The 26,982-nt window shown below is 47.5% G+C and carries 23 protein-coding genes; 2 read left to right on the plus strand and 21 right to left on the minus strand.

The genetic code is table 11. The annotated features are described in order from the left end of the window. Positions 1 to 299: 299 nt before the first annotated feature. The 21 genes from MJO46_RS10070 to MJO46_RS10170 form a co-directional block, all read right to left on the minus strand. Positions 300 to 4,034 carry a DUF6701 domain-containing protein gene (locus tag MJO46_RS10070; RefSeq protein ID WP_253989188.1) on the minus strand — a complete coding sequence of 1,245 codons (3,735 nt, stop codon included), beginning with the start codon at positions 4,032 to 4,034 and terminating at the stop codon, positions 300 to 302. After that, complete coding sequence (locus tag MJO46_RS10075; RefSeq protein ID WP_253989189.1) at positions 4,024 to 4,473, minus strand: MSHA biogenesis protein MshP; 450 nt, start codon at positions 4,471 to 4,473, stop codon at positions 4,024 to 4,026. Before MJO46_RS10075 ends, MJO46_RS10070 begins: the two co-directional genes overlap by 11 nt. Beyond that, on the minus strand, positions 4,463 to 5,317 hold the full coding sequence (locus MJO46_RS10080; protein WP_253989190.1) for a PilW family protein: 855 nt from the start codon (positions 5,315 to 5,317) through the stop codon (positions 4,463 to 4,465). Before MJO46_RS10080 ends, MJO46_RS10075 begins: the two co-directional genes overlap by 11 nt. After that, positions 5,317 to 5,865 (minus strand): type II secretion system protein, encoded by a 549-nt coding sequence (locus MJO46_RS10085; RefSeq protein WP_253989191.1) that lies wholly within the window; start codon positions 5,863 to 5,865, stop codon positions 5,317 to 5,319. The genes MJO46_RS10080 and MJO46_RS10085 overlap by 1 nt, the downstream gene beginning before the upstream one ends. Then, on the minus strand, positions 5,855 to 6,343 hold the full coding sequence (locus tag MJO46_RS10090; protein WP_253989192.1) for a type II secretion system protein: 489 nt from the start codon (positions 6,341 to 6,343) through the stop codon (positions 5,855 to 5,857). Before MJO46_RS10090 ends, MJO46_RS10085 begins: the two co-directional genes overlap by 11 nt. 185 nt (positions 6,344 to 6,528) lie before the next feature. After that, positions 6,529 to 7,056 (minus strand): type II secretion system protein, encoded by a 528-nt coding sequence (locus tag MJO46_RS10095; RefSeq protein ID WP_253989193.1) that lies wholly within the window; start codon positions 7,054 to 7,056, stop codon positions 6,529 to 6,531. 108 nt (positions 7,057 to 7,164) lie between these two features. Then, positions 7,165 to 7,782, minus strand: a complete 618-nt coding sequence (locus MJO46_RS10100; protein WP_253989194.1) for a prepilin-type N-terminal cleavage/methylation domain-containing protein — start codon at positions 7,780 to 7,782, stop codon at positions 7,165 to 7,167. A gap of 76 nt (positions 7,783 to 7,858) precedes the next feature. Beyond that, entirely contained in the window at positions 7,859 to 8,353 is a 495-nt protein-coding gene (locus MJO46_RS10105; RefSeq protein ID WP_253989195.1) for an MSHA biogenesis protein MshF, read from the minus strand. Between the two features lie 42 nt (positions 8,354 to 8,395). Continuing rightward, positions 8,396 to 9,616, minus strand: coding sequence for a type II secretion system F family protein (locus tag MJO46_RS10110; RefSeq protein ID WP_253989196.1), 1,221 nt, complete (start codon positions 9,614 to 9,616; stop codon positions 8,396 to 8,398). A gap of 2 nt (positions 9,617 to 9,618) precedes the next feature. Continuing rightward, positions 9,619 to 11,379: a GspE/PulE family protein gene (locus tag MJO46_RS10115; protein WP_253989197.1), complete on the minus strand. Its 1,761-nt coding sequence runs from the start codon at positions 11,377 to 11,379 to the stop codon at positions 9,619 to 9,621. After that, a complete protein-coding gene (locus MJO46_RS10120; RefSeq protein WP_253989198.1) occupies positions 11,376 to 12,461 on the minus strand; it encodes a tetratricopeptide repeat protein in 1,086 nt (361 codons plus the stop codon). The genes MJO46_RS10115 and MJO46_RS10120 overlap by 4 nt, the downstream gene beginning before the upstream one ends. Further along, the gene (locus tag MJO46_RS10125) at positions 12,458 to 13,396 is read right to left on the minus strand and encodes an ExeA family protein (RefSeq protein WP_253989199.1); all 939 of its coding nucleotides are present in this window, start codon (positions 13,394 to 13,396) and stop codon (positions 12,458 to 12,460) included. The genes MJO46_RS10120 and MJO46_RS10125 overlap by 4 nt, the downstream gene beginning before the upstream one ends. A 6-nt stretch (positions 13,397 to 13,402) precedes the next feature. Further along, the gene (gene mshL, locus MJO46_RS10130) at positions 13,403 to 15,085 is read right to left on the minus strand and encodes a pilus (MSHA type) biogenesis protein MshL (protein ID WP_253989200.1); all 1,683 of its coding nucleotides are present in this window, start codon (positions 15,083 to 15,085) and stop codon (positions 13,403 to 13,405) included. 14 nt (positions 15,086 to 15,099) lie between these two features. Continuing rightward, positions 15,100 to 15,417 carry a general secretion pathway protein GspB gene (locus MJO46_RS10135; protein WP_253989201.1) on the minus strand — a complete coding sequence of 106 codons (318 nt, stop codon included), beginning with the start codon at positions 15,415 to 15,417 and terminating at the stop codon, positions 15,100 to 15,102. Next, positions 15,404 to 16,054 carry a type 4a pilus biogenesis protein PilO gene (locus MJO46_RS10140; RefSeq protein WP_253989202.1) on the minus strand — a complete coding sequence of 217 codons (651 nt, stop codon included), beginning with the start codon at positions 16,052 to 16,054 and terminating at the stop codon, positions 15,404 to 15,406. The genes MJO46_RS10135 and MJO46_RS10140 overlap by 14 nt, the downstream gene beginning before the upstream one ends. After that, on the minus strand, positions 16,051 to 16,650 hold the full coding sequence (locus MJO46_RS10145; RefSeq protein ID WP_253989203.1) for a PilN domain-containing protein: 600 nt from the start codon (positions 16,648 to 16,650) through the stop codon (positions 16,051 to 16,053). Before MJO46_RS10145 ends, MJO46_RS10140 begins: the two co-directional genes overlap by 4 nt. Beyond that, a complete protein-coding gene (locus MJO46_RS10150) occupies positions 16,650 to 17,528 on the minus strand; it encodes an MSHA biogenesis protein MshI (protein ID WP_253989204.1) in 879 nt (292 codons plus the stop codon). Before MJO46_RS10150 ends, MJO46_RS10145 begins: the two co-directional genes overlap by 1 nt. A 246-nt stretch (positions 17,529 to 17,774) precedes the next feature. Then, positions 17,775 to 19,682, minus strand: a complete 1,908-nt coding sequence (csrD, locus tag MJO46_RS10155) for an RNase E specificity factor CsrD (RefSeq protein WP_253989205.1) — start codon at positions 19,680 to 19,682, stop codon at positions 17,775 to 17,777. Positions 19,683 to 19,857: 175 nt separating this feature from the next. Next, the gene (locus MJO46_RS10160; RefSeq protein ID WP_253989206.1) at positions 19,858 to 21,102 is read right to left on the minus strand and encodes a malic enzyme-like NAD(P)-binding protein; all 1,245 of its coding nucleotides are present in this window, start codon (positions 21,100 to 21,102) and stop codon (positions 19,858 to 19,860) included. Between the two features lie 489 nt (positions 21,103 to 21,591). Next, positions 21,592 to 21,804 carry a 50S ribosomal protein L31 gene (rpmE, locus tag MJO46_RS10165; RefSeq protein ID WP_063883331.1) on the minus strand — a complete coding sequence of 71 codons (213 nt, stop codon included), beginning with the start codon at positions 21,802 to 21,804 and terminating at the stop codon, positions 21,592 to 21,594. A 158-nt stretch (positions 21,805 to 21,962) separates the two neighbouring features. Beyond that, positions 21,963 to 22,802 carry a FimV/HubP family polar landmark protein gene (locus tag MJO46_RS10170; RefSeq protein WP_253989207.1) on the minus strand — a complete coding sequence of 280 codons (840 nt, stop codon included), beginning with the start codon at positions 22,800 to 22,802 and terminating at the stop codon, positions 21,963 to 21,965. A gap of 104 nt (positions 22,803 to 22,906) precedes the next feature. Here MJO46_RS10170 and priA point away from each other — a divergent pair, with 104 nt between their 5' ends. Continuing rightward, positions 22,907 to 25,102 (plus strand): primosomal protein N', encoded by a 2,196-nt coding sequence (gene priA / locus MJO46_RS10175; protein WP_253989293.1) that lies wholly within the window; start codon positions 22,907 to 22,909, stop codon positions 25,100 to 25,102. Positions 25,103 to 25,235: 133 nt separating this feature from the next. After that, positions 25,236 to 26,981, plus strand: a complete 1,746-nt coding sequence (gene argS, locus MJO46_RS10180; protein ID WP_253989208.1) for an arginine--tRNA ligase — start codon at positions 25,236 to 25,238, stop codon at positions 26,979 to 26,981. Position 26,982: the final 1 nt, after the last annotated feature.

Here is a 26,982-nt window from a genome sequence, read left to right on the forward strand (position 1 = left end):
GCTAACTTTATCAATGCCACCCTGATTCCACAAGACCGATGAGGTTAACAATCGCTAATGGAGTGATTTTTTTTTAATTAGGACTCTCAAAAACAGTATTTAAGCGGAAAACACGCTTTATTGGCTAAATTTACGACAACGAAAAACGAAAAGACACACAAGGTAGCAACATAAATAAGACATCCCTTTTGTATTTACAGCGCCTACCTCATCCACACTTAAACGTTTAAAAAATACCCGACCTGTGATTTCCCACTAAAGCGAGGTCAAAATTTAGTGGGATAGATTACTAAAACTAATTAATTAACCTCCCGCCAGTAGATGATTCTGTCATGGCCACGATAACGTCCAAAATACGCACTCGCACGGGGATCGGATAAGGCCGTTGGCGTTACGCCATTCCAGTTCCAATACCATTCTAACCAAGCGGGCACATCTAAAGGCGCTGTTACTTGGCCGCGATATAAATTGCCGCTGGAGGTCATGGCTCGCCACAATAAATCAAATTGCCCCGCTTGAAATACCAAAGATGCGCCAGTTCGAGAGATACTCTGTCCTGCGGCTAAATCTGGGTCAAAAAGATAACCAAGGCTCGCATTATCCACCTGTGAACCTAAATCATATGTGGCGGTAGTACAGCTATCATCCCCATTTAATACCCAATTAGCCCCATTCCAATACTCAGATCTGGTTGGCATTTTGAGGACTTCTGTTTCAGGGCCATAGGTGTTATCCATCACCACGCGGCCATGACGTAGGATCTGAGTAGTGATTTTTTTGGCATTACAGTTAGTACAAGTGCCCGTAGATGCCGCATCCATATCCGGTGAGGCTACATAACTGAAAATACCATTGGGACGGGGATCGTTATCCAGCGCTTGCACCCCGATATCGAGCGACTCGAAGGGGCCGTCCTGATACAGATTACTCAATACATTAGGAGTGACTCGGCTAACGTTAGCGCGATAAGTAGCATCGACAGTCGCCACACCTTGACTCCAACTTGCGGCATTGATGGGCAAGGCGCTTAAACGGCTCTGCAGATCGATCCCGTTATTATTATTTTCCCCCACCAGTTTGGCGGTCGCGAGTGAAAACGGCGGAAAATAGTTCTGCGTAACCGCGCCGCCAATATTTAAGGCTTTAATGCTCATCGACATTGGGAACGGTTGATCCATATAGCTAAAGCCACCACAGGCGGGCAAGACGGAAATATCCCCAACTAAAAACCTGTCGGGTACAAAGCGGCCAATATTGGCAGAATACCCAATCGGAATATTGAGGTTACTTGCCGTCCCTAAATAGTTAGGAGTCGCCTGCACCGCAATTTGGAATACGCCGACTTCGCTAATACTCTGATTACTGATGGTATTGAGATTATTGGTTTGTGCCGTGTGACTGTAGGATGCCACGCCTAACGCCCCATCATGGCCACCATTGGCTATGCTTGGCGCTATGACCCTAGTTGTAAGCTTCATCTGCGCGTCGCTAAAGTTAGCAGTTGGCAGGTTACCGCTGCAAAAATCGGCGTCACTATCGGCCTGCCAAGCCACAGCTTGCACTGTCATGGCAAAATCTTGCCCCGCCTTGCGATAGGCATTGCAGCTCATATTGGCACTTGAGCAAAGGGCACTGGTATCGACGGGTTTGACACATAATCCCGCTGGCACGCTCACAAATTGATCGGAGCCTGTCATCACTAAATCTTGCTCATCCCCTGTCCCAGTGTATTTAGCCTCTAATTGCAACTTGCCTGCATCGGGGTAATTGACTGAGATGCTTGACTGCCCTTCGGCATCAAACACTAGGTTAAATGCCGTGGGCGCAGCGCTCGAGGCGCCGATCGCAGAGTTATTAATAGTGACGACTTGGGGAGAAACTAGTGCGTTCGGTTCCACATAGCTACTCCAAAAATTTAAAGTCTTAGTCTGATTTTGAAAACTCGGCACACACTGCTTCGTCACATCGGATTTTTTCACCGCTTTGACTAATACCTGTTCGGGGCGATTAGCGCGCTTATCGGGGACATCGAAAATAAAACCACTATCGGCAAAGGTGAGTGAGCAATTATTTTCACTCAAGCCACCACTGCCAATACGGCACAGGGTTTTACTTAAAGGTTTAGTTGTCGGACTAGAACCTTTTACGCCCAGAGTCACGACCCCGGGCGTATTACGCCTCAGCTGTAATTGCGTCGAACCATTGGTGAAACTGACTTGATTCCCCCCAATCCACACGCCATCGGCCGTAGAATCGGGCAGTAAGGTCGCCGTAATGGGATCGGTGAAAAGCTGGCTGCAACTCGCATTCGCACAGGCTCTGATGGTGACAGTCTCGGAATTACAGGTTAATCCCTGACCCGTATGATCAAATTCGAAGTGATCAATTTGCGCACCAATAGGATTCGACTTAAGTGCACAAATCTGCACATTATCAATCTCATGATTATTGTTCGAGCCACCGGTAGAACCGGTTAGCGACAGCAGAAAATCATTGGGTATACTTGCCTGATAAGCTTCTGCAGCCGCATCAAACGCTGGCACTAAGGTCACAAATCCTGACCCTGTATTGCGCTCAATTTTTACTATAGACTGGCCCGCAGATTGGGAATCAATAGTGATTTTATACCTATGGGCGGGCGACACATTATTGCCATCGACTATTGGTGATAAACAGCTACCACTGGTATTGGTCGTGCCGTTATTACACGTCCCCCACAAATAGCGATATCCAGAGGTGCCAGCGCCAGAACCGCGAACCGCGACCGACTGGCGCCGCTGACCAATATTATAACTGCCACCCTCACCGGAGAAATTACCAAACTCATCGATCCCAACCCCAAGCCAACCACCAGCAAATCCGCTAATACCGGGTTTATAGCCATAACCTAAGGGACCACCAAAGGCGCCGGGCTGCGGAGTGATAGCGGCGTCCGACAAGACTAAGGCAATACCGTCGGCACCATTACCACCGTAGGCATAATGATCAAACTGGATCTCCACTAGGTTATCTGCGGCAGGAAAGAGCCTTTGATAGGTCGAGGCAGTCGATTGGTTCGATTTTGCCTCGGTTAAACGCATACGACCGCTGACAATGGCAGGCGTAAAAGTCCCGCTACTACGGGATACCACCCAATCATTACTTAAGGCACTTTGGGAGAAAGTATCGTTAAAGCATTGTAAAGCTGCGATATCCTCATTAATGCTACCACTGCTCATGACTAGATAACGACTAGTGACACGACCATTGATAGTCGAGTTATCATTTAGAGTTAATGTAGCATCGCTAAACACTCGCCCATTAAGCAAGGCACCACTATTAAGCTGAATATCACCGTAACCAATAATAAGGCCAGTAGCAGTATTATTTTCGTTAAATTTACTGCCCGTTAGGCTAAATTTCTGCTTAGTAAAAATACGCACATTGCCTTGCAAAATCACCTTAGCATTTTGGTTCAAGGTGAAACTATCTACCCAATAGTCCCCTTCAGGTAAGATGAGGGTCGCACCACCCCCAATAGCGATGGTTTTGAATCTATATTCTTTTTGAGTGGCAGATAAGGTCAAAGTACAAGCGGAATAAAGCGAAACAGTGTCAAACTGACTTTGCCCATTCCCCCCCAACGTTAATTGCTCACCATTATTACAATAACTATAACCGCCACCAGCACCACTACTCGGTAAAAAAGCATTATTCCCAGTTAAGTTTAATCCACGAATATCACTACCATCGACAGTGCATTTACGCACTCCGCCAACACCATTATCACAACTGTTATTGGAAAGCCCGCTGCCATCGTTACTCGAACAATAATCTAATGCTGCACCACCCGTACCATTAATGATGCCATTACCGTTTATCATTAATTGTGGTGATGATATCTGATGACACAGATTTGAATTATCACCATGGTGTCCTTGCGCCACTTTGGCAAAAATCACGTTCTGATCTATAGGATCGAATGCCATTGAAGATGTTGAAAATATCAACATTAAAATAGCCATGACTGCGTGATAAAAATGCTTAATTGCCACGGGCTTCAACCTCGACTTGTCGGCTCACACGGATATCACCACTCTCACATACCGCTTGGCTGGTAATACGGTACTGGGTGACAGATCCCACCGAATACTTAGTGCAACTTAACGTCACGTTACAGGCATGAAATCCAACCACATCGGGTGGCGTCCAAGTGCTATTTGCCGAACAAACGCCCACGGCACCATCTAGCGGAAATAACTGTGCTAACGCCGTATCGGCGCCGCTATTGGCCGCGGCTAATGCACGGGTGCCCCACACTTCCTGAGTCAATCCCGTATCCGCATCTTCAACTATGTTGATTAAAGATGCGGCCAATAGGAACATCACCGTAATCACAAAAATGCCAATAATGAGTGCGCTTCCACCTTGGTGCGTGGGCAATGTCACCCCATATGCTCTTGGGTGCTGCGGGCTAAAAAAGTTAGGGGACATTGATCACCTGCACTTGATGTCGATATTGGAAGGTCTCACCATTAACCGTAAACCTAGGCTGCAAATGCACCATGGCATTATTCACTAAGGTGGATGGCGTTAGTATCATCGGTAAATCACTGCTATTGGTGAAACTATTAACCATATTTTGCGCCATCAACACCCCAGTCCCCATATCGATAGGGCGAGGCTGACTGTTATTAAACTGATACCCAGTATAGCGCTGCAATATAAGCTCATTACTCGCAGCGGCCTTTTGAAAACAATAGCTCACAGGGGCCGAAGCAAAATAAATCCGTTGCCGCGGCGATGCCTCGGCAAAACGAGTTGACGCAATAAAGGTGAGAGTGACTTGATTATCTATGGTGTCAGAGGGGGTAATGGCTTTTATCTGTGCCCGTTTTTGTCTGGCGCTGTTATAGACATCACTATCGGTCAAAGGATAAATCCAAATATATTGGTTTTCCTTAATTTTATCGGTCGTATTGAGAATTACAGTTCCCGTTAAGGCAGTTGCATTCGGTGCTATCGGCATAGAAAGATAAGTCGTGCTGGCTTCAATAGGCACAAATTCAACACATTGATAGGTTAACGAATCGCTAGTAATACGCACACTGCTCGGCAGGGCGCTGCGCAGCTCACGGGTCATACGCTCCACAGCAAAACGGCTCTGACTTAACACTTGATCGACCGAGCTCGATTCGACAAAAATTCGCGTGCCAAAAATAATAAAGCTACTGACCCCAACCACAAGAATGCCAAGGATCAAGATAACCGTAACCATCTCAACTAAGGTAAAACCTCGTGTGGATGTTTGCACACGCTTTGCAGATAAAGAGCCCATTAGTAATTACTCCTCACCATATTGTAAGTAATCACTTCGCCATCGGGCGTTGTCACATTAATCGTCACTAACTTAGTATTGGGCACGGCCCCATAAGCAACAGTGACACTTAAACGATAGTTAGGATAAGCATCAGCATAGGTTTGGCTGGAGTTAAGCATAGCTGCGGTTTCATTTAGACCGTGGTAATCATCCACATCATTAAAATTATTGCGGCTTTCCACTATTCCAGAAACGGCATCTTTACCTAACTTATCGGCAGGGGTACAACTCATCCCTTGCGGACTACCACAGGCGGGCACACCGCCATTGGCATTGGTATTTTGATCGTATCTTTTACCCCATATCTCATTCATCACCGAATGGGCCAGTTCGGCGCTTTGCACCCTATGTAAGGTCTTCGCCGCGCGATCCGCCTGGGGAAATAACATGCTGCTGAGCATCACTATGGCAATGGCGATCACTAACATGCCTACCACTAACTCAATGAGAGTAAATCCCCGAGGGTGAACCGGGCTTAATCGAATACCTCTAGCGCTAATTGGCATAGATATAACCCTCGCTAGAGATATTGATGATCACAGTCTCATTGGCGGTGACTTTAATACAGTGGCCATTGCAACCTAACGAAGGCCGGCCATTGGTATCAAAATCAATATTAAAGCCACTGGCACCATTACTCACTAACGCAAGGCTCGCTCCACCTTCGAATGCTTGGACATAGAGTGGATCGGGTGAAATCGCCGCCCCCGTGCAACCTGTGCTACTACGGCCCGCAAATTGACTTACCCGATAACCTGAACTCGATACGGCGAGGCGATAACATCTATCGGTATTATTGAGGGCCTTTTGCTGCACTTGACGCAGTTCGGCGATAAATTCATTACGCAAGCTATAGGCGCTATAGGATGATTGAGTAAACAGACGCGGCAAGACAGTCACAGCCAAAATCGAAATCAAGATAATGGTCGTTACTAACTCAACTAAGGTAAATCCAGTCTGTTTCGCCATGGGAAAATTAACCATTGTCCATATTAGGTTCTAGGTTCTAGGTTCTAGGTTCAGTTTCTGCCAACCGCTTTATTAAGGCAAATAAATCGCTATAAATTTGGATACAAATTCTAAGTAAATTCATTTTGTTGCAGCCGATATCACCCAGCTATTTTACCTAAAAAAAAGGCCTGCTAGGCAGGCCTTTTTGTGAACTCACATTAGCAAGCTGAAGCTGCTGGCAAAACAGAAAAAGCAGGGGGAACTGTCAAGCTAGTTGCTTGTGTATATGTAAATTTACATGCAGCAGGAGCACCACGCTGCCAAATTGTAACCATTGTGCCCGCTGTCGCACTACCAGGAAAAATAATCCATTCGTTTGTTCCTGTTGATGTTGGGTCTGTAGCACTTGTGCCAACATCAAATTTCATATCAACAGCATTTTCAAGCTCACTTTGTTTAGCTTGTAAATAACCATAATTAGTAATGGCTTTATTTGCTGCACCAATATCCACTCCTTGACCAGTAGACCAATCAGTAACAGCCTTTTTTTCATGACCAGCTAAAGCAGCCTTAGAATAAACTAAGCTATTTGCACCTTGAATCGCAGCTTTCGCTCCTTGTAGCGCAGAAACGCGTGCATCTGATTGCAGATTAATAAACTTAGGTGCCGCTGTGACAGCAAGAATACCTAAGATAATGATTACAACGACTAATTCAATTAAGGTAAAACCTTGTTGTCTTTTCATATAAAACTACCTTTCCTTAAGGACGAATAAATTACACAATTTTTAAACTAAGCTACTTATAAACCAAGCGACTAAAAATACAAAACAAATTAATATCTTAAATTGCGATTAAGGTGCAAATGGGGTTTGGGTAAAGCTTAATACTGTGCCTGTGCCTGGGTTATATACCACACCCTTAGCACCTGCGGTCGATAAGTCCGGAGCCGGTGTTGGTACACCCGTCGTTTGATTTAGTACTAACGATGCCACTTGATGGTAAACACATATATCTAAACCTGTGACAACCGCACCGGTAATCGCATTGGCACTGCCACCCGCGCCATCAATAACCCGTACCGTGTAACGTTGATTGCGGGCATCCTGAGTGTAAAGCACATTACGTGGCGCACTCTGCAACACGGTATTAAAGACTTCTTGGCAGCTGGCATCCGTCATGGTAGTCACATCCGTCACAGAGGTCCCAGTTGGATAACCAAAACGAGGATCGAGTGACACTGACGTGCCGTCGAGAATAACCGTGCTATTTTGGCGTCCATCGACTTCCCACTGTGAGCGCACAAAGCTCACCGCCGTCGATAAACCACCCGCGACACCATCAACACTCGCATCCTGGGCGTCATCAGTCACATTTAAAAAACGTGGAATGGCCGTTGCAGCCAACAGACCTAAAATCACTATCACTATGACCAATTCGATGAGTGAAAAACCATTTTGCTTAGTTTTCATCAGCTTCCCCTATTTTTTAACGAAATCCATTCTAACAGCTAAATCAGTTTAAAAAAGCCTGTTACTTAACAATATTTTATTTTCGCGTCAAAAAAATGACCCTGCCAGAATTCAGTTGATAACCGATACTATCACCATTTTGCGACTGGTAACGGCAACTCGTATCCTTAGGGAAAAACTCACCCATTAAGGTGTCTTCCTGCAGCTCACTTCCCATTAACTGCAGCCATAACTCCTGGCAACCTAAATGATCTAACTGCTTAGGCTGCGGCCAACCTAAGGCGCTCATCTTAACCACACTCTGCCCCACGGCTTGGTTTTGTTCGGTAAACACTTCCCAATCTAGTCGTAATTGCGCTGGCTTGCCAAGGGATAACCACTGGGAGCGCACCATAGCGAGGACATTCAGAAAACGCGTATGCTCCAGTTCCACGCTTCTGGCCGCGACCTGGGGCATACTGGAAAAATACTTAATGCCAATCACCGCCATCATCACTAACACTAAGATGATAGTAATCATACGTCCGTAAACCCGTAATAGATCGCTTTCTGCCTTCTGCTGGCTGTGCATCTATTTATAATCCTTCTCGTGGCAAACTTGAGCGCATCAGTCTTATTTGCCCCCTTTAACCACATTGAGCATATCCCACATCGGCAGGTAGATCCCGAGCGCCAACACCAACACTATCGCGGCAACAATCCCAATAAGAATAGGTTCTAATTTAGCGGTGAGGTTTTTAAGATCATAGTCCACCTCTCCCTCATAGAAATCGGCGGCATCGTTTAACAGTTGGTCTATCTGCCCGGTTTCTTCACCTACGGCAACCATTTGCAATACTAAGGGAGTAAATAATTTACTCTGGTTCGACACCCTAAGCATGGAATCGCCAGACTCAATTCCGCGGCGCATGCCGACAATTTTGTCATGCATATAGGCATTATCCACGGCATCGGCCACTAAACTCAGCGCCTGCGTCATAGGTACGCCAGCACTGAGCATCATGGAAAAACTGCGGCAATAACGCGACAGTGTCGAGCGCTCAATAATGGAACCGACCGCGGGAATATGCAGCTTCCACTTATCCCACTGCTTCTCGCCTTTTTCCGTATGGTGCCAATAACGAATACCGACTATGGTTCCCACCAACGCCACTAGCATCAAGGGCCAATAATTAACAAAAAGATTCGATGTTCCAATCAACACCTTAGTTGCCCAAGGTAAATCGGCACCGAAACGGGCAAACATTTCGGCAAACTTAGGGATCACCATAATATTTAAGATCACCATAGCGATAGTGATGGCGATCAGCACAAATATCGGATATCGCATGGCCGCCTTAATGCGGCGGCGAGTTTCCTGCTCGCGCTCAATATAACCAGAGAGCTGGATAAAGGCATCCTCTAACTTACCGGTATTTTCCCCCACATGAACCATAGAAACAAACAGAGAATCAAAGACATCGGGATGTTGATTCATCGCCGATGATAAAGGGCGCCCCGCAGTAAGCTGCTCGGAAATATCATTGAGGGCATCTTTCATCCGCTGCGAATGGGCGGTTTCCGATAATCCCGCAATGGCCCGTAGAATAGGAATGCCGGAGCGAGTCAGGGAATACATCTGCCGGGTAAAAATTTGCAGTTCATCTAAACCGACTTTGCTGCCAACCAGCTGAGCCAATGAAAATGATCGCACGGCCTTAGCGACTTTCACCTCGAGGGGGATAATGCCACGGGCTAAGAGCATATCTGCGGCGGCGCTTTCCGAGGTCGCATCGAGCTGTCCGGTCACCGGCTGCCCCTGTCCACTGCGTCCACGATATTGATATACAGGCATAATTACGCCTCAACGCCTTGTTGGCTCATCATATCCTTAGATAGGGGGATCTGTGACTCGCTCACATCCTCCACCAGCTTCGCCACCTCTTCAATGGTGGTCATGCCTTCACTCAAATATTGTAGTGCCGATTCGGCAAGCGGGGTAAAGTTAGGGCTCTGCAGGGCTGCGTGAGCAAAATCCTGTGGATTGCCCGAGCGCATCGCATCAATCATATTTTCATCCAGTTCGAGGATTTCAAAAATCCCGATCCGGCCACGATAACCGCTACCGTTACAACTTTGGCAACCTGTGCCGATCCTAAAGTTTGCCGCCGAAAAATCTTTACGGCTCACACTGCTAAGCCAAGCCTTTTCCTGCGCACTGGGCTGATAGTCGACGCCACAGTTATGGCAAACACGGCGCACTAAACGCTGGGCAATAATCACCCTTAAGGCACTTGCCACTAAATAACTGGCGGCGCCCATATCAAGCAAACGCAGCGCACTGGTGACCGCATCGTTAGTGTGCAGGGTGGATAATACAAAGTGACCCGTTAAGGCACCGCGCAAACCAATCTCGACGGTTTCTTGATCACGCATTTCCCCAACCATGATAATGTCTGGATCTTGACGTAATGTGGTGCGCAGTACGTTAGAAAAATCGAGTCCAATCTTATGGTTAACTTGAACTTGGTTAATACGCGGTAATTGATATTCGACCGGATCTTCCACCGTAATGATCTTACGGTCGGCGGTGTTAAGCTCGCTTAAAATACCGTATAGCGTGGTGGTTTTGCCGCTACCCGTAGGCCCAGTCACGAGCAACATGCCGTGGGGGCGCTTAATCTGCTTACGAATACGCGCCAAAATATGCGCTGGCATCCCCGTTTCGTTTAAGGTCAGCAAACCCGCCGATTGGTCGAGTAGACGCATCACCACAGACTCGCCGTGATAAATCGGCATAGTCGACATACGGACGTCAATTTGGTGGCCCTTAATTTCCATATGGAAACGGCCATCCTGTGGCAAACGTTTTTCAGAAATATCGAGACCTGCCATTAACTTAAGCCGCAGGACTAAGGCGGCGGCAATATTCACTTCGTTCAGTATCGTTTCATGCAACTGACCATCGATACGCTGGCGAATGCGTAGGGCTTTATCACCGGGCTCGATATGGATATCCGAGGCGCGCATCTGTACCGCATCCTCAAAAATCGACTGTAGCAACTTAACAACTGTGGTTTCATTATCGCTGTCGCCCGAGGTTAAGCTTGCCAAATCAAACATTTGATCGGCGGCGTATTCCTCTTCGAGCTTGCCCGCAATTTGCGCAATCTGATCCGTGCGGCGGTATAAATTATCAAAGGCTTGCAGCAACTGTTGCTCGGGTGCGACCGCAACACTGAGCTTTTTCGGCGCAACTAGAATTTCTAAGTGATCGAGTGCCTGCAGATCAGCCGGATCGCTCATCGCGACTAGCACGCTGTCACCCCGATCTTCCACCGCCAGTGCGCGGAAACGCCGCGCCTGCACTTCGGGAATTAACTGCACCACCTCTGCGGGAATAGGTCGCTTACTAATATCCAGTAGCGGCAAATTCAACTGCTGCGACAGAAACTGCAACAACTGATGCTCGGTAATTGAGCGCAGGTCAATAAGGGTTCGGCCCAGTTTATGGCCGGTATTGCGCTGCTCGGAGAGTGCCTGCTGTAGCTGTTCCTCGGTAATAATGGATTCTTGAACTAACAGATCGCCCAAACGCATCTTTAATCTGGGTTTCATTGGCTATCTCCTAGTTGGTTTAATCGTTGTTCTATAAAAGCGGTGGCCTGCATTGAGAGCCCTGGATGGCTTAATGCGCTGCGATAGGCTTGGCTGGCTTGAGCAAATTGCTGTTGTGAATCCAGTGCATAGCCTAAGCCCATCCACCATTTCCCCTGCTGTGGCTCAAGCTGCAATAACTGCCGATAGGCCTGTTCTGCCAAGGTAAATTGACCTTGTTTTTGAGCTAAATCGCTCTGCGCTAACCATTTCTGCCGCGCTAACACATGGCTATCGGGAATATTCGCTAGGCTAGTTAAGGCTGATTCTGTGTCTCCCATCGCCAGCTGCACACGGGCTAATAACAGCGTGAATTCAAATTCTTGTGGATATAAGAGCCAGCCTTGCTGTAATACTTGCGCCGCATCGGATAATTGCCCCTGCCCATAATACAGTGCAGCCAGCTGTTTGCGCGCTTCGTGTAGGCTGGGATCAAAATTTAACGCTTTACTATAGTGCTCTATCGCCTTACTCCAATCTGCTCGCTTATCTGCATCGGTCGCCATAAGAAGTTGTTTTTGGGCTAATTGAGACGGTGTGAGCTTGACTTCCGTCACCGCCATTTTGCCAGCGGCTTGCACTGGTTCAACAATAGGCTCGGGCATTGGGGTGGGTTTATATTCGGCAACGGATTGAGGATGGTTTTCTGTTTCTGTTTCGATTTCTATGCCAAGAGCCGTGTCCGATACAGGAACCTGAGCCACAATATCAACGGCGGGCACTGCTGTTGACGCGGGTTCTGTTGTCGCTGTTGGCAATGATGCTTGTGCTTGCGGCTGTAATTGTGATGCTTGCAATTGTGGCTGTGGCTGCTGCTCTAATTGCGGTTGCGGTTGCGAAACAACATTAGTCTGTTTGTTTATCCCTTGAAAGACATAAACCGACAAAGCCCCGAGAAGCAAACAAACCACACCGATCAACCAGCCTTTTCTAGAATGCCCCGCGCGCCCCACATATTGCATTTGTGGCGACATAATATTGGAAAGTTGATGTCCCTGCTGGCGCTTATCGAGGTCCTGCAGCATCTTGTTAATCACGCTCATACCCAATCCCCCCAGATTTGCAGGAGATCCACACCCGAGACAGTGATAGCAAAAATTAAGGCCGATAGGGCAACAAAGACCAGTGCGAAATAAGTTCGCCATTTCCACGCTCTGAATGTATCTCGGCTCGCATCTTCGGTGTCTAAAATGGCACCACGCACGTGGGAAGCCTGTACTTTGGTTGCGCCCTCACCGAAGCTTAACAATAAAGACTTGTGAGCTAATATATTGATCAATCTAGGAATACCTCGGGATGCATAGGCGATTTTCCGGGTGAGTTTGGCGTTAAACAAGGGTTCACCCGCCCGCCCTGCTATCGCTAATCGATGGCGAATATAGGCATCGACTTCATCCCATGTCAGTGGGCGCAGGTTATAGCTGAAGGTAATACGTTGGCGTAGCTGTCTAAATTCTTGTCGTTTGAGCCTATCATCCAGCTCCGGCTGCCCAAACAACACCACTTGGAGCAATTTACGACTCTCGGTTTCAAGGTTAGTGAATAAGCGTAGAGCTTCGAGGCTTTCATCGGGCAATGCTTGGGCCTCATCGAGCACTAATACGATCGAGTGTCCATGGGCACTTAAGGCAAGCAACTGCTGCTGGATAAGCCCCGTCAGCTGCTGTTGATCCATATCGGCAGTGTATTTTAGACCGAGTTCATTGGCGACCGCCCAGCGCAGTTCGGCGGGCGAGAGATAGGGATTCGGCAAATAAGCACAATGGAACCCCGTCGGCAGTTCATTAATTAACTTCCGACAAATTAAGGTTTTACCTGTACCCACTTCACCGGTGACTTTAATAAAACCCTCGCCCGTTTGCAGCGCCATTTGCAGCACTTGCAAGGCCTCCACGTGTGGCGATAACCCGAAAAAAAATCCGGTATTAGGTGTTAAGGAAAAGGGAGTTTGGCTTAGGCCAAAATGCTTCAAATACATAGAAGCTTACTTATTCTCCGGATACCAACGATCGAGCAAAGTCTTAGACCGCTGTAACTCATTCTTCCAAGTGTCGCCGCCAACCACTGTCGGCTTGAGTAAAATAATCAGTTCAGTTTTCTTCTTTTGTTTACTGCGATTTTTAAAGAGTTCACCCATAAATGGGATATCCCCCAGCAAGGGCACCTGTGAGACGACTTCGATATTTTCACTCTTCATCAAACCACCGATCACCACCACATCGCCAGAGGAGGCGCGGATCACTGTATCGGATTCACGGATTTCACTCTGCGCCAATGGCAGTTCTAACGAGTCTGAGCTGACTTTAATTTCCTTTGTCTGCTCTTTAACATCGATAACCGATGGATGCACATGTAGCAACACGTTACCGTCTTTATCAATTTGCGGAGTGACATCGAGGGCGATACCCGAGAAAAACGGCGTTAATTCAACCTGTGGCGTCGTAACTGGCGTTGTACCTGCGACTGTGGTTGAGGATACATCGGTGACAAAATACTCATCGGTGCCGACTTTAATCACCGCTTTTTGATTATTAGACGCCGTTACCCTTGGGCTGGAGAGCACATCCACATCCCCTTGGGTATCTAACAAGTTGATCATAGTTGCGAAATCTGAACCTTTGATGCTAATTGAGGTAACGCCACCAATAGCGGAAGTGATCTTATCGCTTAGACCGGGGCCCGCCGAGGTGCCAAAATTGATATTGGTATTGCCCACATGGCCCAAGACGTTTTCCCATTGGATCCCCTGCTGATAACCATCGGACAGGGTCACTTCTAAAATTTTAGCCTCGAGGATCACCTGGCGCTGCAGGTGACTTTCGGCCGAACTTAAAAACGTACGCACCTGACGTAGCTCATTTGGATAGGCGCGGATTGTCACTAAACCGGCCTGTGGCGTCACGACCACTTGGCGGCCATTACCCGTGTCGCCGATAATCGCCGTTAGCGTCTCCTTCAATTCCCCCCAAAAGTCAGTCTTAGTGCGGGAACGAATAAAAGTACCGTTGGTACTGTCACTGTTATTGCTGCTCGAGTTGCTGCCATTATTCGAATTATTGTTCGAGCTATCGTTGAAATTACTGTTGTTCGAGTTGCTATTCGAGTTGCCGTTGTTCGAATTATTATTGTCAGAGATCCGCCCCGAGCTAACCGAAGTCAACGACAGGCCATCACGCTCCATATACAAGTAATTCAGCGGGAAGGTTTCGGTACGCATTCCCGCAGGAAATACCCTTAGGACTCGGCCTTCACGACTCACTTCATAGCCGTAAATATCTTCAACAACTTGAATAGCTTCACTTAAGGTAACGCCTTTAAGGGAAAGAGAAATCGTACCTTGTACATCTGGGTGCACGGCGACGCTCAGGGGCGTGCCTTGTACTAAACTCGGGAAAAACACTTTTGCGTCCACATCATGGGCCGACACATCGAAGCGCCGCTCGGTTTCCATCGGTGGAGTTAACCCCGCCATCAGCGCGCCCGAATTAAGCTCACGTTGCACCGCATCAGGCATAGTTGCCGGTGGAGGCGGCGTTGCAGGTTTATCCGCAGCCACCATGGACGCCTCTAGTTCAGCCTTTGAGGCTTCAGGCTGTGGCCTATCTGTGGTTTGGCATGCCAACAGACAAAGTGAGAGTAGAGGTGTGAAGTATTTAATCGCTGTCATCTGAGTTGTATTCCCTATCTCTCTGTTATTGCTTGGAACAATGCCAATTTTCGTCCATCGGAAAGTGATACAGCCGAAGGCGTGATGCGTACGACAGTCACCCCTTGAATGCTGTCACCGACGGACAATATTTTATTATTGATCACTGCGTAGGCCGTCTTGCCTGAGCTGACGATACTATTTAGCACTAAGGCTTGATGATGGGTTTGTCCCCCATGGCCAGCGCTGGAAAATCCTTTACCCGGTAAAGTTGGATCGCGCAATGCCTCAGCAGAAACGCTGGAGGCGAGACCTGCTAATGCAATGAAAATATAAGGCTTATTTAGCAACACTGATAAAGTCCTTATTAATACTCAAGGTATAGAGTTCGATATCTATGCTTCCCTTTGGATAATCGGCGACCTTGTAGTCGAGTCGTTTCCAGTAAAGCTTGTCCGGCATAGCCTCAACCGCTTCAACGAAACGCAGCACAGAGAAGTAGTCTCCTTCGAGGCTCATGCGGATCCCATGGCTGTATAAATTCAGTTTTTTCTCTTCCCCTACGGCCAAAAGCGGCACAGGGGCGATCGAGGTAAATTTCAGTAGCTTTATCCCTTGGATCTGTCCGAGTAAGTTGCTCAATAACTCTGGCATATAATCTGCGGGTACCATGTCGACCATCTGCTCATTGAGCTGGGCATCGATATCTTGATTTTGCTGTAATAGCAAATTGAGTCGCTGTTGATAATCTTGATTGGGATCCATAGCTAAACGCTGCTGGTACAACTCAAGCTGTTGTACTGATATGCTATTTTCCTGTTCAAGGGTCTTGAGTTGCTGGCTTATGCTGCTGTGATTTTTCCACAGTGATTCTAATGGCATAAAGCCCAGCATTCCCAACAATACGAATACCGCGACGGCGATCAATACCCGCTCACGCTGACTCAATACATCAAACTTCTGGCCTAAGCTCTTGAATATCTCTTTCATCGAGTGGGCTCCACAGGCGTCTCGCTCGTTAGCGTGAACGCTAAAGGCTTATCCTCACCGCGATCCATTGTCATAGAAGAAAATGCTTGTCCTTTCAATGTACTGGTCGTTTTTAATTTACCAACCCACAGGGGAATACTCTGTGGATGATCGGCAAACCCCTCAAACATAAAGTGCTGCTCATTAATGGCGATGCGACTTAACCAAACACTGGCATCGGAAACCCGCGCGAGATCCTTAAGCACCGGGCCAAAACCTCGGCTAGTGAGGGATGTGCGCACCGCAAGTTCACTCATTAATAATTGTTTTAACTCTAATTGCTGAGATTCCAAATCGACCCGTGCCACTAGGGCGGGATCGGGTTTACGGGCGGCAATTTGCGCTTCGAGTTCAAGCTTTTGTTGATCGAGCTGTTGTTTTTGACTGCTGGCTTGCTGCAAAGCAAATTCGGATTGACTCAATTGCCAGTAGCTATAGGCGCCCACAAGCAGGCAGAGCAAAATCAACCCTGTGGCATAGGCCATTAATCTTGCGAAGGTGAGCCTCTGCTCAGGCGGTAGTAATGTTGCAGAATATAAATTGACTCTGGATTTCATTACTCGGCACCTCGGGAAAATTCGCTGAAGGCTAATCCCGCCATTCGAGCTCCAACTGAGCTTTTATCGATAACATTGACCGCTTGATTAAAGTTTGCCGAAACTAACTTAGCTAACACATCAACGGCACCATCGGCTAATAACTCGATAGAGGCCACTGGCGCTTGCCTGAGCTGGCTCTCAAAATAATCCATCGAACGTTGAATTTCTAAACTGAGATTATCGGCAAGGCCATAATGGAGTTGATCGACATCGGTTTTATCCAACTGCATAAAACCGCGGACCCGGCGCTGCATATAGAGTTGCCCCTGCTTAACCACGGTCAGGAGCAATTCCTGGCCAGTATGGTGGCTGACAATGAGGCGCGCTTGGTTATCATCGATAAATAAGTTAGTCATAGCTAACTCTTCAATACTGATCCCCGCGACGCTAAGCCCTTGTCCATGAATAGCTTGTACTAGGTTGACTAAATAGTCTTTTGTCACCACTACTACACTGATTTTATTGCTTGGTAGCGGAGGTTCAAAATAATCTAAGTGGATCTGTGGCACAGGAATAGTCACCATATCTTTGATTGACCACAGCAGTGCTTGGGGCAGTTCTTCGGCATTCACATTGGGTTTATCGGCGACCAATAATTGGTAACAGCTACTCACGAGTACAATTTGCAGCCGAGCATTTGGGAAGGTATGGGCCAGGGCAGCAAAGGCCGTTTGCCATTGCTCATTTTGCAGCTCAAATGATAACCATTTTTCCGCCTGTTCGTCTGTGGCGGGGGCGTATACCCACAACTTATCAGTACAGACATAGACACCGAGATCTATTGATGTCGCTTTCTTCTGCCAAAAGGCTAATCGACTAATGAGTCTTTTATCCATAAAAATGCCTATAACCTGATGAATTGAAAAGCTAGAATCACGAGTTCGCTATTGTTTACTGTTTAGTTACCTAAAAAACGCTGGTTAATGAGACGTTGTAATGCAAATGGGGAGCTCATCAAATCCACCGTCATAATTTTGGCACAGGCTAGTCTAGCCGCTAATCTGTGAATTTTATAGAAAAATACGCCAAATCTAGCCTAATCTTCCACTAGGATCACAAGAGTTAGTCAAAATCATCTCCCATTACTGCGCCTCAATAGGATCACTAAAATACATGCCTTGGGCCATACCTACACCGAGGATCTGCAGGGTTTGCCACTCTTCAAATACTTCGACCCCTTCGGCGCATACTTGCACTTCAGTGCGATATAAACCACCGATTAAGCTACGTATAAATAATTGATTTTCTGGGCGCAAATGAATATGGCGTACTATGGATCTGTGCAACTTAATCATATCGAAGTGACATTCTCTAATATAGTAAGTCCCAACGACCTGTTGGCCCACATGGTCAACACAGAGGCGAGCCCCCATCTTACGTATCATATCGAGCTTAGGTTGCAGCTTTTCTTGATGATGGATAACTATGTCTTCAGAGACTTCAAAAATCAGCTGTGGTGTAAGGTGGCGATATTCCAGCAAAGTGGTTTTTAGCCATTGGGTAAAAGCGCGGCTCATTAGGGAGTCTAAGCTCAAATTCACGCTATAAACTTGGTTTGCATGCTGTGCGCGGCTCAAGAGGACCAAGACCCGCTCCATCATCTGCCGCTCAATCTGCGGCATTAATCCACATTTATTTGCCATTGGGATAAAGAGCGTGGCACGGATTAATGCACCTTGATTATCCCGCGCACGGGTAAAGATTTCCCTATGGTGTTCAATCCCGTCGGAATCGATAATCGGCTGGCTAAAGGGATAAAAACGCCGTTGCACTAAGGCATTTTCTAAAAAGCTACGCCAGCGAACAGAGCCCTTGGCAAACTCTTCATCTATGGCCCCCTTGTCGTACATAAACCAATTACTGTTCCCCTGTAATTGTGCGGCACGCAGTGCCATGTCGGCCTCGTCGATCAACTGGGCAGCATTGTCACCCGCCGTAAAATAGGCGCAGCCTAAGTGGAAGAAATTATCGCTATTTTCCACATCGGGCAGGGGTTGGCTTAGGCAAACCTTCAGCAGCTTACTGGCGAGTTGATCGGCCTCTATTAACGAGATTTGCGGCACGACTATGGCAAACTGATTGTGGGAGCGGCGGGCAAAAATACTGTTTGGTTGGCTTTGTAGGATCTGATTAATACCGTTGACTGTGGCGCTTAGCAGATCCTTTGCCACTTGTTCACCCTTAGCCTGCTGCAACAGATCTAAATCATCCATCTCCAACAGATAAATGACGCCGTGGGCAACCATGCCTTGATCATGACTTAAGGCATCGAGGCGATTATTTAGGAAGAGCCGATTACCTATACGAGTTTCGGCATCGAGGAAGGTATTGGAACGAATAAACTTATCGAAACGGCCACGTTCTTTTTGAGCGTCTTGCAATTCTTCAAGCAGTTTCGTCAACGCGCGATTAATCAGCCTAGGCCTACCCTTTCCCGGCGTTGCAAGAGCCTGTTCGTGTTTACCCAGCAGAATTAAACGACTGCGCTCGGCAAGCTCCTCTATGCCATCCAATTGTTGGGAAAACCAAGAATAACCCAAGCGGACCAAAGCTATTACGGCTAATAGGCCAATCCCTAGGATCAAGAATTCATACCAGCTCACACTGTAATGCGCAAAAGGTTGCGGCAAGGTGAGTGTCATTCTCAGCCCTGCACTGGGGTCGAGAAGATGGTTATACACCATGGCATTTTGAGCTAACACATTGCCTTTATAGGCAAATAATACTTCGTCGTTCAAGGTTAAACGGAAGTCAACGGCATTATAGGCCAATAACAGCGGCGGCAACCAAGACTCTAACTCCCAATCGGGCTGGGTATGGTAATGGTTAACGAGCATGGATTCGAGTTCAGACACTTTTTGCTGCTGAAACTTATAGGTCAGCTGTACAAAACCCATCATGGCGCTGAGTAAGAATACAAAGGCGATAGCAGCCAATGACATCAACCAAAAACTGGTTAATTTTGTAGTTAATATTCGAGTGAATTTCATCGATCCGCTATCCTGCAGAATTATTATAATTATCGGTGCACTCTTAACACGAGTTCAACAAATTCTGCCCTTGATTATTCAGTAGCATAACCTAAAAGGCAACCAAGGGTTTTCATACCTGTAAAAAACAAAAAGAGGCTATTTAGCCTCTTTTGATGTTTTTAGCTGTTTTAGCCTAGTCGGCGTATTGCGGCAGGGTTGGAATGGCCGCAACGCCAGAGTCGATAGCCGCCTGCGCTACGGCGCGGGCAACTTGAGGTAATAGGCGTGGATCCATTGGCTTTGGCAGCACATATTCTGGACCAAAGCTTAATGAACTGACATTAGGATAGGCTTTAAGCACACTCTCAGGAACGGGCTCTTTCGCTAATGCGGCAATGGCGTGTACGGCGGCGATCTTCATTTCATCATTGATGCAAGAGGCTCGCACATCTAAGGCGCCGCGGAAAATAAACGGGAAGCACAGCACATTATTGACTTGGTTAGGATAATCGCTGCGGCCAGTTCCCATAATTAAGTCACTGCGGGTTGCATGTGCCAGCGCTGGCTTGATCTCAGGATCTGGGTTAGAACAGGCAAAAATCACTGGCTTATCGGCCATCATAGCGACTTCGTCGGCGCCAATAACATTAGGGCCAGAGAGACCTAAAAACACATCCGCGCCTTTAATCACATCCTGCAACGTACGTTTATCGGTATCATTAGCAAAAAGAGCTTTATATTCATTCAGATCGGTACGGCCAGAATGAATAACGCCCTTAGTGTCTAACATATAAATGTTGGCGCGATTGGCACCACATTTCACTAGCATAGTCATACAGGCGATAGCTGCAGCACCGGCGCCCATACAGACAAATATGGCATCGCTAATTAGTTTGCCTTGAATTTCTAAGGCGTTGATCATACCCGCCGCGGTAACTATTGCCGTGCCGTGTTGATCATCATGGAATACGGGCACCTTGCAGCGTTCAATCAACTCACGCTCAATCACAAAGCATTCGGGGGATTTAATATCTTCGAGGTTAATACCGCCGAAGGTGTCGGCAATCGCCGCAACCGTGTTAATAAACTCTTCGGGCGTATTGTGGGTGATTTCAATATCCGTCGAATCGATATTGGCAAAATGCTTAAACAGTAACGCCTTGCCTTCCATCACAGGTTTAGATGCCAAGGGGCCTAAATTGCCTAAACCCAGAATCGCCGTACCATTAGTGATCACTGCGACTGTGTTGCCCTTATTGGTGTAACGGTATGCATTGTCAGGATTAGCAGCGATTTCGCGCACAGGCTCAGCCACTCCTGGGCTATAAGCAAGGGCGAGATCGTGGCTCGTTTCGGCAGGTTTGGTAAGGCAAACTGCGGTTTTGCCTGGAACGGGGAATTCATGATAATCGAGCGCTTGTTGACGAATATCCGACATTTTAAAATCCTGAAATGCGACATTTATAGGTATGGGAGTAAGGTCTGCCTACTCAATATCACCTCATCAATGGGTGATTTAAACGGTGCGGCAGGTTGGGGTAAGATACGCCAATCGGGTAAATTTTTAAATAAAAGATTGAGAAATTTCGGTTTTGTACCTAAATGACACCCCTAAGCCGAGTTTTATAAACTTACCTTAGCGGATAAGGCACGATTGCCCATTTAAATTTGTAGGAAACAAACATAAATTTTATATAAATAATGCGGTTTAAAGCGGATTAATGTTAGAAATATTGGTGAAATTACAATATCTGAGGAGAGTCGCCCTTATCTTATAGTTAATTGCTATAAATAAGTCTATTTCCCGTTTTAAAGATGTGAACCATAGCACTTTTAGGTTTTTTAGGCTGGAGGCTGTGCGCACCATTGGGAATCAAAAAGCAAAAAGGCGCCGAGGGCGCCTTTTCTAGAAATATTGCTGTCGCAATTATTTCTTTGCAAGCACTGCGAAGCGCTTGTTGAATTTGTCGATACGACCGCCAGTATCAACAACTTTTTGTGTACCAGTGTAGAATGGGTGACAAGCACCACATACGTCTAAGTGCAGATCTTTACCAGCAGTAGAGTTTACTTTGATAACGTTACCACAAGTACAGTTTGCAGTGATGATAGCGTATGTTGGGTGGATACCTGGTTTCATTGGGGTTACCTCAAAAGTGTAAGGCCATGTCGCTCTTCCAACCCGTAGTCGGACACCACATGCATGTTAATAACAATATGTTTAGGGCGCAGAATGGTACAGTATCACTACGGCAGATACAAGTAGATTATCTGAGCGTTTCACGGATTATTCACGCCCTAGCCACCGCTTTTATCTTCAAATATTGTCTTGGCTTCCCCGGCGTCAGCATAGCGCGTCAACATCTCCTTAGAGGGGCAATAAAGCGTCGCATTTTTCTTTAAGGCATTAATTTTATTTTTAGCAAAGGCCTTAGGATTCGCATCATAAATCGCCAACATAGCGCCATACATATTCACTTCCCATTGGGCGGCGTAACGATTAGCAATGCGCCACAGGGTTTCATTGGCGGCATAATTAAGCACACATTCCTCCGATGCCAGCGCAGTAGACGGACTCGGTTTATCATTGGGAGTGAGTGGCGCATCCATTAATGTACTTTGCCCCTTAGGGCTTGGGTCGGTATTGGCCGTATCAGTAGCGGCAGCGGCGATGGGAGCCATTGCTGTAGATTCTGCACCAGCAAGAGTAGTTTTAGCCGTGCTACCGACCACAGGCTTAGTTATTTGAGTGGTAGCAGGTTTAGACTCTACCACTTCGGGCGCAGGCGTTTTATCTGCCCCAAATACGGGCAGACTCTTCACCTCAAACCAACGATCGACGCGATATTCCCGCACTAATAACAGCGCCTTAGGATCGGTAACATCCTCCACCCCAGTCAGCAAAATCAGGAAACGATTCAGCTGCTGCGCCATTAATTTTTCTTCCCCCGTGGACTGGTGCACCACAAACTCTAAACGCGTCATATCCTGGTTATCGGTGATCACATTCAGCCGCATCTTAGGGTAAGCCCCCAACTCAAACATACGGCTATTGATACTCACATGGGAGACCTGCGCCACAGCTGTGGCACTGCACATTAAGGCAAGCAGTCCTAATAATCTCGCTATTTTAGTCATTTACTTACTCTCAACTATCCATGGATAAACCGTCATTAGGACTAGCCCTCGCCAGCCGTGCTGAGTACACTAAACCCCATTCCCACTTAAGACTCGCCCAGCATATGTCACTGTTTGTTGAAGTTGCCTTACCTGTGCCTATGCGGCAAAATTTCAGTTACCGCGTTCCTGCGACCTACCAACAAGCTCCCCAAATCGGCGTGCGTGTTAAGGTGCCTTTTGGTCGCCAGCAACTTATCGGTCTAGTCACAGCAATAACAGATAGCTGCAACCTAGAACCCAAGCAAATTAAATCTGTTATCGAGTTTATTGACGATACGCCTTTACTGCCAGAATCCCTTTATAAATTAACCCTATGGGCAGCAAGATACTACTTTTGCAGCCAGGGACAAATGCTCACACAGGCGCTGCCCGTCGCCCTACGTAAAGGGATAGATGCCGCGCCGCAAACCATCCACTACTGGCAACTCACCGAGGTTGGGAAAAATATCGCGCCCGAGACCATTAAACGCGCGCCCGCCCAAAAGAAACTGCTCGACGCCCTCAAGTTGGCCAGTTTAACTCAGGAGGATCTCATCAGTTTAGAGATCAGTAAAACCGCCTTAAAAGCCTTAGAAGAAAAAGGCTGGATTGAACGTCACGAAAAACTCGCCGAGCTTAATCTTGATTGGCGCACCGAGCTGGAACTAGATGAAACGCCCCACAGGCTTAATAAAGAGCAAGCGGTAGCCGTCACTATCCTCAATCAGCAACAAGGATACCACTGCACCCTGCTAGAGGGCATTACCGGTTCGGGTAAAACCGAAGTCTACTTAGCTGTGCTCGAAGAAATACTCAAACAGGGTAAACAGGCATTGATCTTAGTGCCAGAGATCGGCCTGACACCACAGACTATTAATCGCTTTAAGCGCCGATTTAAGGTCAATGTCGCGGTGTTACACTCAGGTTTAACCGATAACCAACGCCTAGAAGCCTGGCGACAAGCCCGCTGTGGCCAAGCGGCAATCATCATTGGCACTCGCTCGGCCCTCTTCACCCCTATGGCGTTTCCTGGGGTGATCATTCTCGATGAAGAACACGACAGCAGCTTTAAACAGCAGGAAGGTATCGGCTACCACGCCCGCGACTTAGCCGTCATGCGCGGACATTTAGAAGCTATCCCCGTGATTTTAGGCTCGGCCACCCCCTCACTCGAAAGTCTACAAAATGCCTTAAGCGGTCGCTATCAGCACTTACAGCTTGGTGAGCGGGCGGGCGCCGCCAAAAAAGTCCGGCAAGGGATCATAGATATTAAAAATTTACCCTTGAAGGCGGGCATGTCGGCACCACTGATCAATGAAATCCGCGCCCATTTAGATGCGGGGAATCAGGTATTGCTGTTTTTAAATCGCCGTGGTTTTGCCCCCGCCCTGCTTTGCCACGAGTGTGGTCATCTACACGAATGCGACCGCTGTGACGCCTTTTTCACTGTGCATCAATCCCTTGGAGAAATTCGCTGCCACCACTGCGGCAACCAATATGCGATCCCTAAACAGTGCCATAAGTGCGGCAGCACTATGCTGATGGGCCAAGGCATAGGCACTGAACAGTTAGCACAGGCATTAGAGCAAGAGTTTCCCCAATATCCCGTAGTGCGCATCGATAGGGACACCACTCGGCTAAAAGGTTCCCTTGAAAAACATTTAACTGCCATTCATAAGGGGGAATATAAGATCCTCGTCGGCACTCAAATGCTTGCCAAAGGGCACCATTTCCCCGACGTCACCTTAGTGGGGTTACTGGATGTAGATGGGGCACTGTTTAGCGCCGACTTTAGGGCACCGGAACGCTTTGGTCAGCTCTATACCCAAGTTGCAGGGCGAGCTGGCCGCGCCAGTAAACCCGGTACTGTATTACTGCAGACCCACCAAAGTGACAATCCTATTTTAAGGGATTTGCTGCATCGAGGTTACGGTGAGTTTGCCCGCAGCCAACTCAAAGAACGGCAACAGGCATTACTGCCACCGGCTTGGCATATGGTGTTAGTGCGCGCCGAGGCCCATTCCGCCTTAGATGCAGATAACTTTCTCAACGCCTTTGCCGCCCTATTGCCCCAGGATAAAGAGTTTGAGGTCATAGGCCCGCTGCCCGCACCACTCGATAAAAAAGCGGGGAAATTCCGCCGCCAGTTAATGTTTCAAGCCAAAAATCGCCACCGCTTGCAACAGGAATTTGAACGCATTCATCCCCTTATCGACCAACTCCCCGAAGCTAAACGTTGTCGCTGGAGTCTCGATCGGGATCCGCAGGATCTGTTGTAGCTCGGTTATTTGATAAATATTTCAGCGCCATTTAATAAAAAGTCCTTGGGAAGATAGCAATTAAGCACTACAAACGGCTAAAATATGCGGTTATTCCCTGTATTCACTCTTAAAGTTAGTAGCTAATTAATCCATGAAATCACATATCCAATCATTACTTGAACAAACACTCGAATCCTTTAAACAACAAGGCATTTTGCCGGCTGATTTTGAAGCGCGCATTCAAGTAGATCGAACCAAGGATAAGAGCCATGGCGACCTAGCAACCAACTTAGCCATGATGCTAACTAAAGCGGCGGGTAAAAATCCCCGTGAGTTAGCCCAGTTGATCATCGACAACCTGCCCACTTCAGCCTATGTCGCTAAAGTCGAAATTGCCGGTCCTGGATTTATCAACTTCTTCATCGATGACAGCGCGCTTGCTAACCAATTGCAGGCAGCGATCCAGGACGAACATTTAGGGATTAAATTACCAACGCCACAAACCATAGTGGTGGATTACTCTTCACCCAACCTTGCCAAGGAGATGCACGTAGGTCACCTACGTTCGACCATCATTGGCGACAGCGTAGTGCGCGCCCTCGAGTTTTTAGGTCATAAGGTGATCCGTCAAAACCACGTGGGTGACTGGGGTACGCAATTTGGTATGCTGCTGGCCTATATGGAAGAACTACGCGCACAGAATGGCGAACAGGCACAGCTTGAACTCTCTGATTTAGAAACATTTTACCGCGCTGCCAAGCTCCGCTTCGACGAGTCGGCAGAGTTTGCCACCCGCGCTCGCCAATTGGTCGTAGAGCTACAATCGGGCGACGAGTATTGCAACAAACTATGGCGCGAATTTAACGACATTTCCTTAAGCCATTGCCATGAAGTCTACGCCCGTTTAGGTGTGAGTCTGACCCGCGCCGATGTGCACGGTGAAAGTGCCTATAACGCCGATTTAGAGCAAGTCGTAAAAGATTTAGATGCCCAAGGTTTATTGACCGAAAGCAACGGCGCTAAAGTGGTATTCCAAGAAGCCTTCCGCAATAAGGAAGGTGAAGCCCTGCCCGTGATCATTCAAAAGGCCGATGGGGGTTACTTATATGCCACGACCGACCTAGCAGCAATGCGTTACCGCTCAAGCGTGCTCAAGGCAGACCGCGTGCTGTACTTTGTAGATTTGCGCCAAGCGCTGCATTTCCAACAGGTTTTTAGCCTAGCAAAATTAGCTAAATTTGTCCGTGAAGATATGTCACTGGAGCACTTAGGCTTCGGCACTATGAATGGTGAAGATGGTCGCCCATTCAAGACCCGCACGGGCGGCGTAGTCAAGTTGGTGGATTTGTTAGAAGAAGCCAATGTGCGCGCACTGGATCTCGTTCGCAGCAAAAACCCCGATATGGATGAAGCTACCTTAGCCGAAATCGCCCGTGTCGTCGGTATTAGCGCAGTGAAATACGCCGATTTATCTAAAAATCGTACCAGCGATTACATTTTCAGCTTCGAACAAATGCTCAGTTTTGAAGGCAATACCGCGCCTTACTTACTCTACGCCTACACCCGTGTAGCAGGCATATTCAAACGGGCCACCGACGTGGATTTAAGCCAAGCGACTATCGTGCTCGAGCATGAAAAAGAGAAGGACCTAGGTAATAAACTGGCGCAGTTTGGTGAAATCCTTAATCGCGTAGTGGATAAAGGCCAGCCACACGTATTATGTGGTTATCTCTATGAATTAGCGGGCGCATTCTCCAGCTTCTACGAGGCTTGTCCTGTGCTTGCCGCCGATAATGATGCACAACGCGATAGCCGCTTGCAGCTGTCACAACTGACGGCTCGCACCCTGCAAAAGGGCCTAAATCTACTAGGTATCGAAACCCTAGAACGGATGTAAG

Origin of the sequence: Shewanella sp. KJ2020, from assembly GCF_024197625.1 — a bacterium.
In the GTDB taxonomy this organism is placed as follows: domain Bacteria; phylum Pseudomonadota; class Gammaproteobacteria; order Enterobacterales; family Shewanellaceae; genus Shewanella.

Coding starts and splice junctions, on each gene's coding strand:
- MJO46_RS10075 (WP_253989189.1), bottom strand. CDS start 4,473: ATGTCCCCTAACTTTTTTAGCCCGCAGCACCCAAGAGCATATGGGGTG.
- MJO46_RS10080 (WP_253989190.1), bottom strand. CDS start 5,317: ATGGGCTCTTTATCTGCAAAGCGTGTGCAAACATCCACACGAGGTTTT.
- MJO46_RS10085 (WP_253989191.1), bottom strand. CDS start 5,865: ATGCCAATTAGCGCTAGAGGTATTCGATTAAGCCCGGTTCACCCTCGG.
- MJO46_RS10090 (WP_253989192.1), bottom strand. CDS start 6,343: ATGGTTAATTTTCCCATGGCGAAACAGACTGGATTTACCTTAGTTGAG.
- MJO46_RS10095 (WP_253989193.1), bottom strand. CDS start 7,056: ATGAAAAGACAACAAGGTTTTACCTTAATTGAATTAGTCGTTGTAATC.
- MJO46_RS10100 (WP_253989194.1), bottom strand. CDS start 7,782: ATGAAAACTAAGCAAAATGGTTTTTCACTCATCGAATTGGTCATAGTG.
- MJO46_RS10105 (WP_253989195.1), bottom strand. CDS start 8,353: ATGCACAGCCAGCAGAAGGCAGAAAGCGATCTATTACGGGTTTACGGA.
- MJO46_RS10110 (WP_253989196.1), bottom strand. CDS start 9,616: ATGCCTGTATATCAATATCGTGGACGCAGTGGACAGGGGCAGCCGGTG.
- MJO46_RS10115 (WP_253989197.1), bottom strand. CDS start 11,379: ATGAAACCCAGATTAAAGATGCGTTTGGGCGATCTGTTAGTTCAAGAA.
- MJO46_RS10120 (WP_253989198.1), bottom strand. CDS start 12,461: ATGAGCGTGATTAACAAGATGCTGCAGGACCTCGATAAGCGCCAGCAG.
- MJO46_RS10125 (WP_253989199.1), bottom strand. CDS start 13,396: ATGTATTTGAAGCATTTTGGCCTAAGCCAAACTCCCTTTTCCTTAACA.
- mshL (WP_253989200.1), bottom strand. CDS start 15,085: ATGACAGCGATTAAATACTTCACACCTCTACTCTCACTTTGTCTGTTG.
- MJO46_RS10140 (WP_253989202.1), bottom strand. CDS start 16,054: ATGAAAGAGATATTCAAGAGCTTAGGCCAGAAGTTTGATGTATTGAGT.
- MJO46_RS10145 (WP_253989203.1), bottom strand. CDS start 16,650: ATGAAATCCAGAGTCAATTTATATTCTGCAACATTACTACCGCCTGAG.
- MJO46_RS10150 (WP_253989204.1), bottom strand. CDS start 17,528: ATGGATAAAAGACTCATTAGTCGATTAGCCTTTTGGCAGAAGAAAGCG.
- csrD (WP_253989205.1), bottom strand. CDS start 19,682: ATGAAATTCACTCGAATATTAACTACAAAATTAACCAGTTTTTGGTTG.
- MJO46_RS10160 (WP_253989206.1), bottom strand. CDS start 21,102: ATGTCGGATATTCGTCAACAAGCGCTCGATTATCATGAATTCCCCGTT.
- rpmE (WP_063883331.1), bottom strand. CDS start 21,804: ATGAAACCAGGTATCCACCCAACATACGCTATCATCACTGCAAACTGT.
- MJO46_RS10170 (WP_253989207.1), bottom strand. CDS start 22,802: ATGACTAAAATAGCGAGATTATTAGGACTGCTTGCCTTAATGTGCAGT.
- priA (WP_253989293.1), top strand. CDS start 22,907: ATGTCACTGTTTGTTGAAGTTGCCTTACCTGTGCCTATGCGGCAAAAT.
- argS (WP_253989208.1), top strand. CDS start 25,236: ATGAAATCACATATCCAATCATTACTTGAACAAACACTCGAATCCTTT.